This is a genomic window from Bacillus sp. DHT2, assembly GCF_026241455.1.
Classification (GTDB): domain Bacteria; phylum Bacillota; class Bacilli; order Bacillales; family Bacillaceae_G; genus Bacillus_A; species Bacillus_A pseudomycoides.
On record NZ_JAPHWH010000030.1, the window covers coordinates 1 to 16842 of the forward strand.

General features: G+C 31.1%; 11 protein-coding genes and 2 pseudogenes. 8 read left to right on the plus strand and 5 right to left on the minus strand.

Annotation, left to right across the window (positions count from 1 at the left end):
* The 6 genes and pseudogenes from ORL93_RS29680 to ORL93_RS29705 form a co-directional block, all read left to right on the plus strand.
* Nucleotides 1–365, plus strand: a pseudogene (locus ORL93_RS29680) (IS4 family transposase); the annotation flags it as partial.
* A gap of 503 nt (nucleotides 366–868) precedes the next feature.
* Nucleotides 869–1654: a helix-turn-helix domain-containing protein gene (locus tag ORL93_RS29685; protein WP_265960239.1), complete on the plus strand. Its 786-nt coding sequence runs from the start codon at nucleotides 869–871 to the stop codon at nucleotides 1652–1654.
* Between the two features lie 1357 nt (nucleotides 1655–3011).
* Nucleotides 3012–3212 (plus strand): hypothetical protein, encoded by a 201-nt coding sequence (locus ORL93_RS29690; protein ID WP_240517036.1) that lies wholly within the window; start codon nucleotides 3012–3014, stop codon nucleotides 3210–3212.
* Between the two features lie 1496 nt (nucleotides 3213–4708).
* Complete coding sequence (locus ORL93_RS29695) at nucleotides 4709–5395, plus strand: MBL fold metallo-hydrolase (RefSeq protein WP_098019509.1); 687 nt, start codon at nucleotides 4709–4711, stop codon at nucleotides 5393–5395.
* Nucleotides 5396–6369: 974 nt separating this feature from the next.
* Entirely contained in the window at nucleotides 6370–6876 is a 507-nt protein-coding gene (locus ORL93_RS29700) for a GNAT family N-acetyltransferase (protein WP_006097033.1), read from the plus strand.
* Nucleotides 6877–7777: 901 nt separating this feature from the next.
* Nucleotides 7778–9304, plus strand: coding sequence for a PIN domain-containing protein (locus tag ORL93_RS29705; RefSeq protein WP_265960240.1), 1527 nt, complete (start codon nucleotides 7778–7780; stop codon nucleotides 9302–9304).
* A gap of 184 nt (nucleotides 9305–9488) precedes the next feature.
* Here the strand turns inward: ORL93_RS29705 and ORL93_RS29710 are convergent, their stop codons facing one another.
* Nucleotides 9489–10466: a hypothetical protein gene (locus ORL93_RS29710; RefSeq protein ID WP_265960241.1), complete on the minus strand. Its 978-nt coding sequence runs from the start codon at nucleotides 10464–10466 to the stop codon at nucleotides 9489–9491.
* The gene (locus ORL93_RS29715) at nucleotides 10444–11586 is read right to left on the minus strand and encodes a hypothetical protein (protein ID WP_265960242.1); all 1143 of its coding nucleotides are present in this window, start codon (nucleotides 11584–11586) and stop codon (nucleotides 10444–10446) included. Before ORL93_RS29715 ends, ORL93_RS29710 begins: the two co-directional genes overlap by 23 nt.
* Before the next feature lie 966 nt (nucleotides 11587–12552).
* On the opposite strand from ORL93_RS29715, the gene ORL93_RS29720 reads away from it, so the two are divergent.
* Both ORL93_RS29720 and ORL93_RS29725 read left to right on the plus strand, forming a co-directional pair.
* A complete protein-coding gene (locus ORL93_RS29720) occupies nucleotides 12553–13608 on the plus strand; it encodes a M4 family metallopeptidase (protein ID WP_265960243.1) in 1056 nt (351 codons plus the stop codon).
* Between the two features lie 289 nt (nucleotides 13609–13897).
* Nucleotides 13898–14527, plus strand: coding sequence for a histidine phosphatase family protein (locus tag ORL93_RS29725; RefSeq protein WP_265960244.1), 630 nt, complete (start codon nucleotides 13898–13900; stop codon nucleotides 14525–14527).
* Nucleotides 14528–15167: 640 nt separating this feature from the next.
* On the opposite strand, the gene ORL93_RS29730 is transcribed toward ORL93_RS29725, so the two are convergent.
* From ORL93_RS29730 to ORL93_RS29740, 3 genes and pseudogenes are all read right to left on the minus strand, one after another.
* Nucleotides 15168–15860 carry an LSm family protein gene (locus ORL93_RS29730; protein WP_265960245.1) on the minus strand — a complete coding sequence of 231 codons (693 nt, stop codon included), beginning with the start codon at nucleotides 15858–15860 and terminating at the stop codon, nucleotides 15168–15170.
* A gap of 418 nt (nucleotides 15861–16278) precedes the next feature.
* Nucleotides 16279–16464, minus strand: a pseudogene (locus tag ORL93_RS29735) (IS6 family transposase); the annotation flags it as partial.
* A 72-nt stretch (nucleotides 16465–16536) separates the two neighbouring features.
* A partial coding sequence (locus tag ORL93_RS29740) for a DUF2953 domain-containing protein (RefSeq protein WP_265960246.1) occupies nucleotides 16537–16842 on the minus strand: 306 nt, incomplete at its 5' end.

The window sequence follows — 16842 nt, forward strand, 5'->3', positions numbered from 1 at the left end:
AGTCATTCTTTCAAATCCATCATTGTAAAAAGATAAAACCAGAACGATTGGAGTGCCATTTATATGGTCAATTGATTGCCATTCTACTCTGTTCTTCTATCATGTTTCAAATGCGCCAATTGCTCCTTATAAAGAAAAAACGAGAGCTTAGTGAGTATAAAGCCATATATATGATTAAAGACTATTTTCTTCTTCTATTCCAAACTATACAAAAAAACACCCAAGAGCTATCAAAGGTGTTACTTCGCCTGTTCAATCTCCTACAGCAAAACGGGAGAAAATCTCATCGATATGAGAAGAAAACAGTCTTTGATATATTAGGTGTCGTTTACAATTGTACCATGTCTGATAATCAAGCCGCTTAATTCAAAAAAGTGAAACCCGTTAGGGTTTATTTCGTATGCAAATCTTTCAATCATCTACACTTTCCCTTTAGAAAAAAGAAACAATCTCGCCTGAAATTGATTTTGCATAAGCTTAGCTTGATAGCGATGGGGTACCGCCAGCATTTCGGAAAAAAACCATGCTAAGAGCATACAAGATTTTATACAGTTTTTCGGCTAATCCATTAACAAACGAGAACCCTAAAACCCATGTTAGGATAGGGATGTATAAAAAAATGAATAGAGTCATAGAAAATGAAAAAGGCGGATTCCTTGTAAAAGTAGGGATCCGCCTTTTTCATTGCTACCGATAATGATGCGTTATGTTAACCGATCATGAATATTGTATACAGTTGAATTTTACACAAAACGCATTACATAACATCACTGCAACCGTAAGTTGACAAAATTCATTTGTAATAATATAGAAAAACATTTTTTGGTTTGAGATAATTCAGTTATCAAAAGAAAGGAGTTCACATACTATGAAATTTGGTGAAAAACTTTTTAAATTAAGAAAAGAAAAAGGGCTTTCTCAAGAAGCTTTAGCTGAAAAATTAAATACTACAAGACAAGCAATTAGTAAATGGGAAAATAATCAAGGTTTTCCCGAAACTGAAAAACTCCTCATGATCGGAAATATTTTCGAAGTATCTATTGATTATTTGTTAAAAGATACGGTGAAACAAAACAAAGAAGATGAAAAAGGATATTATGTAAGTAAAGAAATGGCAGAAGGTTATTTATTAGATCAGCGTAAGATATCTAAATATGTTGCTTTGGGCATTAGCCTACTTATTTTATCCACTGTACCCTATTTAGTTTTTCAAAATACAGCTATTTATACATTTCTTATCATTCTAATTGCTACGATGGGGATTGGAATACTTGCAACTGCAATATCTATAGAAGATCATCAATATAAAATACTCAACAAAGAAGCTTTGCTATTTGATCAAAACTATCTAAAAAAATTGTCGATCAGATATAGCCATAATAGAAAAAAATATACTGTTTTAATAATAGTCGGAGTTTGTTTAATTGTAGCAGGTGGATTACCTTTTTTATTTGAGAAAAAAGGTATTGTTTCAGGAGTTTTAATACCTTATTATCCATTTTGTGTAGGTTTAATTACTTGTGGTGCCTATATTTTGCTTCGCACCTTAATAATACTTGATTCGTATTTGTTATTGGTAAAAAATGAAGAATACGTGAATAGATTAAGTTTTAAGCTTCTAAAAAAAGGAAGAAAAAAATTAGAAAATATTTAAAATGACTTCCGCTAACGACAATTATGTAAATACGAAACCCCTTCAGCAAGTAAATTGAAGGGGTTTTTTCTAGATAGATTAACTTCTGATAAGTGGCATTATGTTAACCTCACTTATTTTCACGTCGAAAATTGCTTAACGTATGTTTTCGTTAAAATGTGAGCGGAACCCCTATTTGTAAGCGACTCGAAATAAAAAAGCGAAGATATGACAGAATTTGTTTTCTTCGCTTTTTTTGATCTGTTAGCTTGTCCTATTTGTTTGTTTAAAATTATCAATTAGTATTGGTTAGTTGGTTGATAGATAACTATTAACTACATATTGGAAATCCTAAGAATACTAGTAATGAATAAAATTCTGGTGATAGAGAAACTCTAAAAATGATTTTATCGTTGAATTTAACAATTAAAAAGTAAGCATCTCCATCTTGATAAATACATGCGGATACCATAAGAGAATACACCTCCTTATATGATATATCTTATAAAAAATAATAGAATGTGTTTGGACACTCTCGGTTATATCACATTAGTTTCCACTTAAAAGAGGATGTAGTGATGACATGATTTTGTAAGTTTCTTTGTTTTCTAGAAAAAATAACGGGTACCAAAAATAACCATAAAAAACATAGTATGAGGGTATCGTTCTTTTGAACAGAGGGAAAATATGATAGTATGAATTTCCACATTTGGAAGAAAATAGGATTCGAGTTGTTGTATGAATGAATCGCAAAAAAGAACATTCCTCTTGTAAGGGAATGTTCTTTTTCATAATATCATATAATTATGCTTTAAAATTTTTAAGCATAGATTAGTAAAGAAAGATTTCTTTATTCCCGCTGGTTACTACCCTAAATAAAAAGAAGCGCTATTTAGGGTATTTATTTTTCATAACAATTGTAAAATATGAGCATATAGGGGTACCGCTACATCGTTGACTACTGATAATGAACATTATGCATATTAGAGAATATCGAACATAAAATGATATTAACTTCATGACATTGCTGTGTTTTAGCGTTACCCCTACGTTTTCGAAAAGGCACCTGTATAAGGTGTCTTTTTGTTTTTCACCTTTTGAGATGGACAAGCATATATTTGTAGTGTGGGACAACCTCTCTAAGGCCCTAGTCAATACTCATTGAAAACTCCTACAAATTTGGGCATCTACTGATGTGGATGCTCTCTTTTTATGAACTATTTGAATAGGACAAGCATATACTGCTTGTACCTTATTAACTTTAGTAACCTTAACTTTCGTTAATGGGGATTCTCATAATCCTTTAAAGGGCGCTCACGGAAATGGGTGCTCTTTTTACTAGATAAAACGGATATTGAAATAGGAAGGGCGATGAATGATGGACGAAATACAACGATTTATTGCTAACAATACACATCAGCTTGGATATATTATGGATGAAGCTAGCAGGAAGTGGATAGAGCAAGACCCTAAAGGTGCTTTGACAGTAGGAGCAAGTAAAGGAACGATAGATGCTTATGGTAGTTATTATGATCTGTTGGAAAAGTTAGCATGCCTTGAAGAAGGAAAAAATATTTAGCATAATGATTAAACCAATAGCAATTATCGTAGGCGCTGCTATGATCGGCTTAGCGTCTTATTTGTTGTTCAGTAATTCTATCATCTCTTTATTTACAGTGTTTTGAATGTATACTTTTCCTGTTAATTTTGATGATACCAAAGGAATTAGTATAAATTCAATGATTAAGGGGATTTGAAAGTAAACTAATATTTAAAAGTTTACATTGGAGTATTTAAAAAATTTAATCTCTCAGACGAACTGAGCGGTTTTTTGATATTATTATGTTTATTTTTATAAGGGGATAGTTCCTGGCTTCACCCTAGCCATTGCACTCACACCCAAAAACAAGAGGATAATAAAAAATACAGGAGGGCTATATGAAGCCAAGTCGAACATATAATAATAATTGGTATTAGAAAAATTTGTAATGAGAGGTACTCATCACGAAAGGGTGGAAATACTTGAATAAAAATCATATATGGTTAGCTTTATTATTATCTTTGTTAATAGTAATGCCTTGGAATTTACTTTTCTTTTATACACCTATCCTTTTACCAATTATGGGGTTTATATCTAAGTTCATTTTATATTTTCTCTTAGTGTTAGTAAGTCTTCGATTTCTTCAATATTTAAAACATAAAACTAACTATGAAAAAGAATTAATAGAACTTATTAAAAAATCTAATCACCTAACAAATAAAGAAAAATAATGTAAATTTTAAGAGTTCTCTCAGCTTATCTGAGGGATTTTTTTATTTGGGGTAGCACGCACATTTTAACGTTTTTATACGCTAAGGGATTCTCAAAACTCAATAACACGATTTGAATTGAGATTTTGATTTAAAGATGAGTTTTGAGACACTGTTTAGGCTCTTTTCAGTACCTTCTACATTGAAGTACATTTGTCTCAAATACCTATGTTTTTGAGATTGGTGATACCGCTTAGAGTAGTAAAATCAACGTTTTTTCATGTCGAATTTGCTTAGCGTATATTTTCGTTAAAATGTGGATGGGACCCCATTGCTATCAAGTTAAAAAATCTGTTGTTCCCCAAAACGATAAAAATAAACTTCGGTACTATAAAAACACAAAATTTCCATTTAGGGGGTACTTTAAAATCTTAGCTTGATGGGCATGGGGTAATGCCAGCATTTCGGAAGAAAAACACGCTAAGCAAATTTGGATAAAAAAGAGCCGAATCTTACCCCGTTAAGAGTAAATTGGCCTTTTAATATTTACGGAACGTAAGCAATGTAAACTTGTTGAATGAACTCCTTCAAACTTATATTCTCCTAAGAAATTAATGTGCTCCCAACCTAAAGGCCATATATACGGCATTATATCCTCCCTAATTTCAAAATTACTATATTAAAATATAGATCGGTGAGAGGATGGTTGATCAAACTTTATTTCAAATCTACATTTATAACGTCTTTTTTCATATCATGTACAATAAGTGTATAGAATATTCGGTTATCAAAGGTTTCACAAACATACCGTATGGAGGAAGAAAAATGAAGATAATAGAGCTACCAATTGAATTTGAATTTAATAAACAAAAAAATTACATTTATCCTAGCTTAATTATATTGAATGATGAACTAACTCTGGTTGATACAGGTTATACAAATTTCTTACCTTTAATTGAAAATGAAATTTTTAAAAATGGATATGAAGCGAAGAATATAAAAAATATAATCATTACTCACTATGATGATGATCATATAGGTTCCCTATATGATTTCAAAGAGAAGTATCCTTGGATTAACATTATTGCTAGTGAAAGTGAATCGAAATACATTAGTGGTGAAATGAAGTCAGAGAGATTGGTTCAAGCTGAAGAAATGCTAGAAAATATGTCAAGCAAAGAAATCAAATTTGGTAAATGGTTTACACAACAATTAAAGAATTTGAAGCATGTCTCGATTGATGAAAAGGTACATGATGGTGATTTGATTTTAGATAACAAATGTAGAGTAGTAGCAACACCAGGGCATACTTCAGGACATATTTCATTGTATTTTCAAAGTTTAAAAAGTGTAATTACAGGTGATGCAGCTGTTAATGAGGATCATGAATTAATCATTGCTAATCCACACTTTTGTTTAAATGTTGAGAAAGCGCAACAATCTTTAAGAAAGATTAAAAACCTTAAAGCAGAAACTTACTATTGTTATCATGGTGGGAAATTTACTTTATAATTGGGAGATAAACGTAGATATTTAGGCTTGACGGTGGATTCACTCATTAATTTCATCCGAAGATTTAACATAATACAGTAAGCGGTAGTGAGCATATACTTTTATTATTTGTATTTAGTTTATGAATTTTTTCATATCTAACAAACCTTCATGTTAGCATCCAAAACGGGTGCTTTTTTCTTTGTTATATAAATTTTATATAATAAACGTGAAATTGAACAAAGTGGACAATTGAAAATATAATACCTCATAGCCAAAATGTTTTAAAAAAATGTTTGTTTAATTTTTCCACAATTGATTTCTTCATCATATAAGTAAAAAAAGAGATAAGAACACTTTTTAGTGCATTATCTCTTTTCGAATATGCATTTCATATCCCATGTAAATTTACCACATATTTCAATGGGACTTACAAATTGCTCTTCAATAATAATTATATCTTGTTTTTGTAAAAAATATACAATTCCAAACCTTTTCAAAAATACATGGCCAGAATGTCAGTGCTTTACATGTTTTTAAGAATTATAGTCGGTTGTAACATGAAATTCATATTATTATAATTTATTAAACATGAATATAAATATAGTATGTTAGGTAATAATGAGACATTCTTCTCTATTTACCTATAACTATATTTTTACTAATTTATTATGATATCGATGTTGATTTAAAGCGTTTTGTACAAAATAAACAAATGGATTTTTTAGGAATACAAACTCAATAAATCGTTCCATTTTCTTAATTCACAAAATATTCAAAATTGAAATCTTCAAATGTTAATATTTGTTATATAATGAAATTGTCACATCAGTCATTAAGTAGTTTCCCTATTGTGTCTGTTAAGATAGTTTGTGTTACCTTTTTTGTCACCTTACCTTAAAAAGAACTTGTAGTGATTCCTACAAGTTCTTTTTGTTTTTGGGGTTAAATGTGGATTTGAAATAAAGTTACGATTTTTTGAGGGGGAAAAGTAAATGTTTGTAAAGACAGAACGATTATTGATACGAAAATTTGAGTTCAAAGATTGGCAAGCTGTCCATGAGTATACATCAGATATCAATGTTATGAAATACATACCCGAAGGGGTTTTTACTGAAGAAGATACAAGAAACTTTGTGAATGAAAACATTGGTGAAAATGCTAAGAACTTTCCTGTGGTATTAATAGATGACAATATCCTAATTGGTCATATTGTTTTTCATAAATATTTTGGTGAACATACTTATGAGATTGGTTGGGTGTTCAATCCTAAATATTTCAATAAAGGATATGCTTCCGAAGCAGCACAAGCTACATTGAAATATGGGTTTAAGGAAATGAAATTACATAGAATTATAGCTACATGTCAGCCACAGAATACCCCATCATATCGAGTGATGGAGAAGATTGGAATGAGAAGAGAAGGCTATTTCAGGAAGTGTATACCACATGGTAATGAATGGTGGGATGAATATTATTACTCTATTTTAGAAGAAGAATAGTGTCTCAGAACGCATCATTTAAATCAGAATCTCTTGGCTTATAAAATCGTTAAAATGTGGGCGGTACGCCATGCCCATTAAGCTAAACTTATATAATTTTAATTTCATGTGAGATTTTTTCTTTATTGATAAAAGAAAAATTACAGTCTTCAAATCAATTTCAAGAATTAATTCCATATTTTAAACAAGTTGAAAAATACTTTTTAAGAAAGTGAGCTGTTTCATAAAAGCATTACAAAACAAAAAGGAATCCATAACGGGTTCCTTTTTCTACGCGTTTCAAAAGGTACACCTTTTGGGACGGTATAAACTAAGATAAAAAGAGTGTTCCTAAATGTCAAAATCCGAATTTTAGAACGTTCCTAAAATATAGATACCTTTAGGCTCACATTTATTCCTTAAAAAAACACCTGTTTGTAAAGGTGTACCTTTTAGGATGTATCACTAATAATCTAGAAAAAATTCCCTGGTATTTAATTGTAATTCAGAATATTTAGATGTATAATGAGTTTAGTGTAAATCAATCTATTATCCTCACTAATCAAAAAAGGGTTGTAAAGCAGAAAACAGGAATCCATAACGGGTTCCTGTTTTCTATTTATAAAATAGTACAGCTCTGGATTCGTTTACGCAAATGAATTTAAACTGTATATCGTTTTAAAATTAAATTCGAATTGTTATTGATAGTAATTACATAATAACTATAGAAAACTACCTATTTTCTATGGTTATTATTAATTTTCTATTTAATAAAAATTAATTTAAAAAGATAATATGATTAATTTTAAATTACTCATATTATAATTGAAATTCCAAGTTATATAATTATGAATTTTGCATATCTAACTGTTAGACTATAAATAATACAACTATATCCTATATGCTATTGGAGGAACTTTACATGAAATATTTAATGCTTGATACAAACATTTATATTGATATGCTAGTAGCTAGAGACCAATCTCATAAACCCGAGTCATACAATCACTTGATGAAGCTATTGAATCATGGTGAGATTCAATTGATTATTCCTAATATTGTAAAAACAGAAGTGTTTAGACACCTAAATAATGAAATCGATAAGATAGGTCGCGTTATCAAAGAAATTAAAAGCAAGGTCAATGCCCTATATTGGATAAACCATATTGAGGAGATAGAACACTTTAATGAAAAACTTAAACCAGTAAAGAATGGTATTAATGACATAACCGATGGATTTAAACAAAATGAAAATACATATAAGGAAAATGCAATGGCTTTGTTCAATGGACTGTTTGAACATACTCATACATTAATTATTAATGAGACAGAAGAGTTAGTTTTTAAAGCTACTCAACGTCAAATTCATAAGCTACGCCCCTTTCACTACGGAAAAGATAAGGATTCAATGGCAGATTCAATCATCATCGAAACATTAATTAATATTCAAGATTTAATATCTCTTAATGATGATGACCTAATATATTTTATATCAAGAAATACCGAAGATTTTTCTGAAAAAGAGAATAAAAGTCAATTACATAAGGATATTAAGTTAAGCTTGAAATCAAAAAAAATAGATGATCGGATTCATTACAGAATACTTTTTACCAAAACACTATTAGATGATTTTAAAACAGAGTCAGAGCACGCTGAACTAATCGAGGAATTAAAAGCAGAAGAAGAATGGCTAAAAGAATACGTACTTCAAGATTGCATAGATAGTGAAACTGATAGGATCAGAGAAGGAGCTGGACTAACTTCGTTATCAGCAAATTATGAAGAAAACATAGCTGAATTAAATGAAATTCATGATTTAGTTAATGAACTTGAAGAATTCCAAGGAATGTTTCTATCTGAATATGAGACTTATTCAGATATTTATTCCCTTTTAGAAGAAGAATTGGATAGTAGAGGGTTTGAAGAAATTTTAGAATTAATATCCCATTTCAATCAGCAAAGACCCTTATTAGAAATAAATATAGAGGGATGTAATGATAAATATGATCTTGTAAATGAGATTTTTTCACTTATTCACAGACTATGCTTTAAAAACGAGGAAATTGTCATAGACGATATGTTTAAATACCAGGACTATTTTGAATTGAATGCTACTTTAGCTACCATTCAAGATTTTAATGGTGTTCAGTATAAAATTGATACATATGGTTATTTAATTCCACACGATGGTGGAACGGACTCCGTCTATTTATCAATCTTTAAGGAGAACCAAAAAATTGAAGAGGGTAGAATAACTATTAATTATGGATTCCTTGAAACCGATGATGATGGTAATGTTGGTGATGGATCAGCAGAGCATATAGACGCACATATTGAAAATGTTATTACTGAAATTGAAAGTATTAAAAATGGGATTATAAGTGAAATTGTTTTAAAACAAGAAACTTTAAAGAGAATAATTGAAAAATTAGGTATTAATGTAGAATAGTAAGTCTTTAGACAAGATACTGCTAATATTATATAAAATGAACACTTTATCAATACATCGGAAAAATATTAAATTTGAAAATCTAAACTAATAAAAAAATATGCCCTTTTTCGAGTGTATTATTTTTGAAAGGGCATATTTTTTTTGCTAAGGATATAAAAAGCTATTCACATTATTGTATAGCTTACTCAAAAATGTTCTCTTCCATGAATAATTCATCAAACATATCCAATGACATTTGTCCTGGCGGCACTTTTTCTTCCTTGTTAAATGGGGCATTGGATTTTAAGCGTTCTAGAAATTTCAGCGAGGCTTTTCTAAATGCTATATTTGTTTGATGATGAGAATCGGGTCCAACCTTATGTATTAACCAAGTACGTTCTTTTGTATCCCATTCTATATATTCTTTAAATTCTTCGAGAGAAAGCTTCTTTAAAAGTTTCATCATTCTTGATCTTACCGCCTTTTTCACATCAGGACCAATAATTTTATATAAACTTTTTGCCGTACAATAAGTTTCTTCTACAGCTTGGTCGACAGTAAAAGAAAGTTGATTTCTTTTTGCCAAAGAAAAGATATAGGCAATCATTCTATGTGCTATATCTAAATCTGTAGATTCTTTATCAAAATGAATAACTTTTGAATACCCTTGTTTAATCTGAAATCCATTAACAAAAGCTTCATCAACTTCTTCATCTTCTATTTTTTTAAAATGAACTGTGATTTCTTGTGACCCAAACCCTAAGATAGGAAAACTATACCCTTTTTTCACTTGAAAGCTCTCAACCTTTGGAATGTTTTCCATATTAATTCCTATTAAAGTTTGTAACTTATGTTCATGCCGATTCTTACTATATATACCTGATAATCTCGTAAATTCCTCTACAGATATGCCTTTGTATTTATCAAATTGCTCTTTTTCAATGTTAGAAACTTTATACCCTTTCAATTCAAAGCATAATGTAATATCTTTTTTAGAACTGGATAATACAATATCATACTTTACTGTTACACCATCTATATGTACATCTCTATCTATAGATATTATTCTATACCCTTCTTTAAATAAAATATTATTTTGAGCGGGTCCAGATAATGGCATACACATAGTTAATAAAATATTGATCAAATCTAATTCACTATATGCTTGAGAAGAATTCATTACCCTGAACCCCCTTCATTACTGATGTCGCATCCACAAATTGATGTAAATTAGTCAATAATCTTGCTACTGAATTCCCACAAGTCCCTCTTGGAACATAGACCCGAATTTTGTTTTTAAAGACCTCAAAATCTATAATTTTACCTTGGTTCCCATTATGTAAATCAACAGCTGATACTGTACAATAATCTTCATTTTTCCATTGTGGAATGCCCCAAAGATTAAATGGTTTATTGCCTGAAAATAAGAGCTCAGTGAGCGTATATAAATCAATATCTTCCCTGTTAAATTGTATTTCTAAAGGATATCCTTCTACTATATAATCATCTTCATTATAATTAAATGAATACGTACTCTCTATATTATTAATAACCTTTTCATAGTTATTCAATACAGAATCAAGAAGGAAATTATGCTTTGAAAATGAAGTACCACGAGCAGTTAATTTACCATAATAAGTGATATCATCAATAATATAATCCTCTTCTCCATTACTAGAAGCATCTAATATACTAATCTTCCCAATACCCATTGTTGTTTTTAAATCAGAATTTTGGATTAGTTCTAAGAATTCATTAACATATAATCTTCTTATATCCATATTTAAATTATTTTTATTCTCTAGATATAGTAAGTCGAATTTATCTTCTTTCATTTTTTCAGTAAAAGTTACTCCTAATCCATACATTTCACCGAATTTTCTCATATTCAACAAAAATGGTATAGGCAACCATGTTCTATCTACACCTTTTCTTTTAGTAATGGTTGTATGAAAATAATCACTTAACTCTACTTTTGCTACCGAATGAATTTTCCAAAATCTCCTATTTGAGGTATCTATATACAGTGCCCCCTCTGAAGTATGGTTAATAAATAAATTTTCATCTTTAGTTGCTAAAATATTAAATTCCCTTTTATTCAAGGATCCATTAAATTCTTTAAAAAAATTAAAAATTAAATCTGGATTATTTTCGGTATTGCTATGAAACAAATGATTCTCAATGACATACGACTTTAATTGATTTGTTGCCTGAAGTTGCTGCTTTTTAAATTTATCATGATTGCTATATAATACCTCTTGAAAAAATGCAATCATCTCATTCAAATAATTTACTTTCATCTATCTCACTTCCTTCCATATCGTTAACACCTAAAAATATTTGCCTTGATATATAATTTTTCATATTTCACATCCTATCAAAGAGGAAAAATTATTTTAGGAAGGCTTGATACAATTATATAACACAAAAAGAGGTCCTAAAAAGGAATAGAAAACTATTAAATTTCTTATTATTTTATACATGATTAATAATATAAAACATATCAGATTATTTGTTTCAGTAGTAGTGTCCCAAAAAGGAAAGTTTTTGGGACATATTTTATACAGAAGTAGTCAGGGGGCAATCTCTTAGGTTAGGGATATTCCAAAAAATTATTTCAAAAGTCATGCGCTTGCATGGCTTTTTTTGTTTTGTGTATGGAACATGTCAATAATGCAAAAGCAAAAGCAAAAGCACAATCACATATATAAGGCATTTTAAAAATAGTAGCAACAAACGTATTTAATATAGAGCGTTATGTGTCTGTTTTTATAGTAATTCCTGTTATTTAGGTGCCACAAAACGGATATTTAAGGACGAATAGAGTGTGTAAGGGGAATTTCCATCACCCAAATGCCCCCTATATATGAAGAGGTATGCCGAATTTCAATTAATGGTGCGCCTATCTCTTTGTAACGGCTTGATGGCGATGTGGCGGGACCCCATGTCCATCAAGCTAAGGTTTTGAAGTACCCCCTAAATGAAAATTTTCTTTCTCTACAGTTAGTTATTTTGAGAAATCAGCTTATTTTTTTGTTTTTGGGGGTGTTTACTTTTCTTAAGTTAATAGCGATGTGGCGATACTCCTTTAAAATGATGTCGCGTGGAATCTCAAAATATTCAGTTGATGGCCATAAAAAAGTTCACCTAACTAACTTATTTTGGATAACTTTAAAAGCGCGAATGTACGTATAAAGAAATACTGTTGCTTCATACTACTTTTGAGTAACTTTGATTCAATAAATTCTGTTGACGGAGGAAAGTACATGGATAAGAAACATCTTCATAATGAGGGATTTGTACCAAAATATCTGCTTGAAAAATTAGCGAAAAAGGGAAATGAAGAAGCGAAGAAAACACTTTTACAAATGGAGAAAATTGAAGAAAAAAAAACAAATGCCATAAAAAATGAAAATGTTGAGGCCTCGCCCACTTTAACACCTGTTCAAGCTCAACGAGGGATTTATGATAGCGAAAATACGCTAGATTTTATGCGAAAATTGATTCGTAAGGAAGGAGCACCCCCAGTTAGTGATGAAAACGTAAATTTTGCTTATGATTTTAGTGGACAAACTCTAAATTATTTAAAAAGCAAGCTTGATCGAAACTCATTGGATAATCAAGGTATGAATCTGATATTTAATGTGCACTATGACAAAAACTATAATAACGCATTTTGGCATCCTGAATTAAAACAACTGACTTTTGGTGATGGTGATGGTAAATTATTTACCAATTTCACTCGAAGTATCGATGTAGTCGCTCACGAAATGGCTCATGCAGTAACGCAATTCACCAACGATCTAGTATATAGACGCCAATCAGGAGCGTTGAATGAACACTTCTCAGATGCGATAGGAAGCGCTGTCAAGCAACATGTGAAAGGACAAAAGGCCGCAACGGCTGATTGGTTAATTGGGGATGAGATTGTTGGACCGACATTTCCAGGCAAGGCATTACGATCAATGAAAGAGCCTGGAACGGCCCATCAATTAGATGAGCAACCTGCACATTTTAATGATTACAAAGAACTTCCTCTAGAAAATGATAATGGTGGTGTACACCTATACAGTGGTATACCCAATAAGGCGTTTTATCTCGTATCGCTAGAAATCGAGACGGACCGAGCAGCGTTCCTGTGGTATACTGCTTGGCAAAACAAACAGATTATTCATCCAAACGCCACATTTTTAGACGCATTTAAAGCTATTCTACAAACAGCTAAGACGCTTACAAGTCAAGGTAAGTTGCCACAAAAAACGGTAAATGTCGTAGAAAATGCATTTCATGAGGTGGGCATTAGGACCCCGGCTACAGTCTGAGGTTAGTTGAATTATAATTATATGTTTTATGTCATAAAGATGCTTTAGGAATAAAGCTATAGACGCAGATCGTAGTTTTTGATCAAGAAGGTCTATCTGCTGTTACTCGCTTTATAGCAGATTTTTTTATTAACACACATTTAACTACTGAACGGATGAAACTAGACGTAAGATTTTTTGTGCAGTTAGTTTCCTGATAGTCCAAATTTTCACATCCCCAGATACTTAAATAAATTGAAAAACTGGGGATGTGAAATATGATTTTAATATAAAGGAGGTACCCAAGAGAATGGTTAGAATATTTTTAGTTCGGCATGGGGAAACTGAAGGGATTCGTGCTGGAAGAATGGAGGCTAGGTTGGATTCGCCTTTAACGACATTAGGTATCCAACAAGCTCAAGCTGTTGCATTAAAACTGAATGAAGAACAACTGCATAGTATTTATACCAGTCCAAGCTTAAGAGCAGTAAAAACAGCAGAAATAATTATGGGGGATAAGGAACTCTCACTAATAAAAGACAAGGCCTTATATGAAATGGATATAGGATTTTGGGATGGTAAAAAGCCCAATGAAATCAAAAGAGACGATTCAGATCGGTTTAAGGATTTTTCGGAGAATCCTGAGCTATTTAGACCTAATCCTGATAGAGGAGAAAGTTTTGAAGACGTACAAAATCGGGCATTTTCATTTTTAAATCGAATTATAAAAGATCACGAAAATCAAAATATTTTAGTGGTTTCACATACTGTTGTTCTAAAATTGATAATGTGTCACTTTAAAAGAAAAAACATTAAAAATTTTTGGGATCCACCTATAATCCAAAATGGAAGTTTGAGTTTAGTACACATTCATCATGATGAAGTGTTAGTTGAATTGGACTCAGATATTAGTCATTTGCAAAGTATAACTATTATTTAAAGAAGGGGTCCTACCACATCGCTATCAAGTTAACAAAACTAAACTTCCTTAAAATGCAAAAAAACGCCATCCTTTCTTACTTGTATCTACCAAAAGGATAGCGTTTTTTGCTTTTGAGAAGTAGTCTAAATTTTCTTCTGAATATCGTAAGACAAAACATTAAAAAGCACAAGAAACGTTTAATATCTTATGTATGTTTTCTTAGATTCTTGGGGTGAATTTCAATAAACTTATCACTTCACATAGTTCGTATGAGTTAATTTGGAGAGTTTCTTCAACTTCAGCATTCTTAATACTCTCCATCCGACTATGGATACGAAGTGATATAACCTACTTATTAGACAATAAAGAACTAATAGATTATGTTGAATTAGATAGAGGATTTTTCTCATAGGGGTACCGCTACATGCCCATCAACTTAAGAATTTCGTTGTTTCCCCAAACGAAAAAACGAGCTCAATTCTCATAAATAATTAACTATATAGAAGTAAATCTTTTGTTTAGTGGGTACTTCAAAATATTAGCTTGAGGGACATGTATAGTGCCCCTAATATGTTGGAGTACCCTAAAACGAGAATTTTATCCTTACGCAATTGACTATGAAAATTCAGCTTATTTATTCACTAAGAGGTATTCCGCTTTATTTTTGAAAAGATCTCTTTTGAACACTTTCCATAGAATTTATTCCATCAAAAATAGAATGAATTCTTGTGCGGTATGTTAAACCATAAAGTTCACCATCTTCTGTCGCAATACGGAATTCTGGTTTAGTAATAGCACGTTTTAAATTTGATAATGGTGGTGAAATATTTGTATATTCTGTATCTATTTGTACAGAAATTTCTTCACCGTTAGTTCTGAAAAGTGAACCCTCACCAACACCTATAATTTTACTTTTTCCATCAATTGGTTCAATACGTTTCAAGTAAATGGAATGACCGGATAGATCATCAGGCAATTCTACATTTCCTTTAACTTTAACATTTAGAACAAGAGCTTCTAAAGTAAGCTCAGCTGTCCCTTCAATAATAATTGTGCTACCTAAGAGTCTAAGCTTTCGATTTACTGTGTAACTTTTTATACCCATAGTACTCATATTAACACCATTATTCCGCATAGAGGCACCTGCACCGCAACAGATACTAACAATGAATGAAGAAATTGCACTCGGATGAAATTTCGGTGGCAATTTATCAAAATTTAAATTAGCTTCGTACACCCCGTTAGTTCTAATATAACCCGATGCGTTCATTTTAAAGTTAACCCCATTAATTTCACCTTCTGCTTTAGCATTAATTGCCCATGGACAATTAGGCGAATTTTCACAATTCATATGTATCACCTTCTTAAAAATATTTTCATTACATTATTCTCCTTATATTTCTTTTTTAAACAAATTTGTTATTGATAAAGAGAATTGGTACACATTTGATTCGTGATTTAGATCGCCGTTAAATGGATATTAAAATACTTATCTTGGTTAATAAAACTTACTTAAAGAGCTATAAAGGGGGGACGGCAACGATTCATTACTTTTGGAGCCACTCAAGAAAAATGTACTTTATAATCCCATTTTTATAGTTTTTTGTATTCGTAAAGTGAAATTAGAATGAGAAATTACGTGTTCGGTAAAGAAAATTACTGATTCTTCATTCAACAACTATACCGAAGTCATATTCGGTATAGTAAAATGCCTCGAAAACTATAAGAATTGACGAGTGGCTCAAAAAAGAAGTAATCGTTGCCGTACCCCAGATTCGATAGATGAGATTTCCATATTCATGAACCCATCGCATGATAGTTGTGGGATGAACTGACACGCCACGTTCCTTGAGGATCTCAGATACATCTCGATAACTTAAACAAAAACGACAGTAATAACCAACGGCTACCAAAATAATATCTTGTTTGAATTGTTTTCCTTTAAAGTAGCCCATGTATACTCCCCTATCACATTTTTTCTAAAGTTTACCGGAGTGTCAAAATCTTTGCAACAAAATCGTCACCCCTTATGTTTGAACAGATTTTTCTGTGCTAACAGATCGTTGTTTCTTCATGAACATAAGTAACATAAATACAGTTATTATCGAACAATAAATATGAAATGACGCTGTTAATTCACACCTAGATGCAAAACCTTTCCCTTGAAATACAGGCGTAATTTCAAGCTCTGGTATATCAATAATATGCATATATTCTCCAACAACTCCGACAACCATTCCTTTTGTTGACCACGCAAATCCTGTTACGATTCCAGTACTAGCTGCATCCCCTGTTCCAATTTGTGAATGCCATCTCCATTGATTGATTTTAAC

Excerpts from the sequence above, each read along its gene's own strand:
- ORL93_RS29710 (WP_265960241.1), bottom strand. The coding sequence starts at position 10,466 with ATGAATTCTTCTCAAGCATATAGTGAATTAGATTTGATCAATATTTTA.
- ORL93_RS29730 (WP_265960245.1), bottom strand. The coding sequence starts at position 15,860 with ATGAATTGTGAAAATTCGCCTAATTGTCCATGGGCAATTAATGCTAAA.
- ORL93_RS29725 (WP_265960244.1), top strand. The coding sequence starts at position 13,898 with ATGGTTAGAATATTTTTAGTTCGGCATGGGGAAACTGAAGGGATTCGT.
- ORL93_RS29720 (WP_265960243.1), top strand. The coding sequence starts at position 12,553 with ATGGATAAGAAACATCTTCATAATGAGGGATTTGTACCAAAATATCTG.
- ORL93_RS29695 (WP_098019509.1), top strand. The coding sequence starts at position 4,709 with ATGAAGATAATAGAGCTACCAATTGAATTTGAATTTAATAAACAAAAA.
- ORL93_RS29705 (WP_265960240.1), top strand. The coding sequence starts at position 7,778 with ATGAAATATTTAATGCTTGATACAAACATTTATATTGATATGCTAGTA.
- ORL93_RS29690 (WP_240517036.1), top strand. The coding sequence starts at position 3,012 with ATGGACGAAATACAACGATTTATTGCTAACAATACACATCAGCTTGGA.
- ORL93_RS29715 (WP_265960242.1), bottom strand. The coding sequence starts at position 11,586 with ATGAAAGTAAATTATTTGAATGAGATGATTGCATTTTTTCAAGAGGTA.
- ORL93_RS29685 (WP_265960239.1), top strand. The coding sequence starts at position 869 with ATGAAATTTGGTGAAAAACTTTTTAAATTAAGAAAAGAAAAAGGGCTT.
- ORL93_RS29700 (WP_006097033.1), top strand. The coding sequence starts at position 6,370 with ATGTTTGTAAAGACAGAACGATTATTGATACGAAAATTTGAGTTCAAA.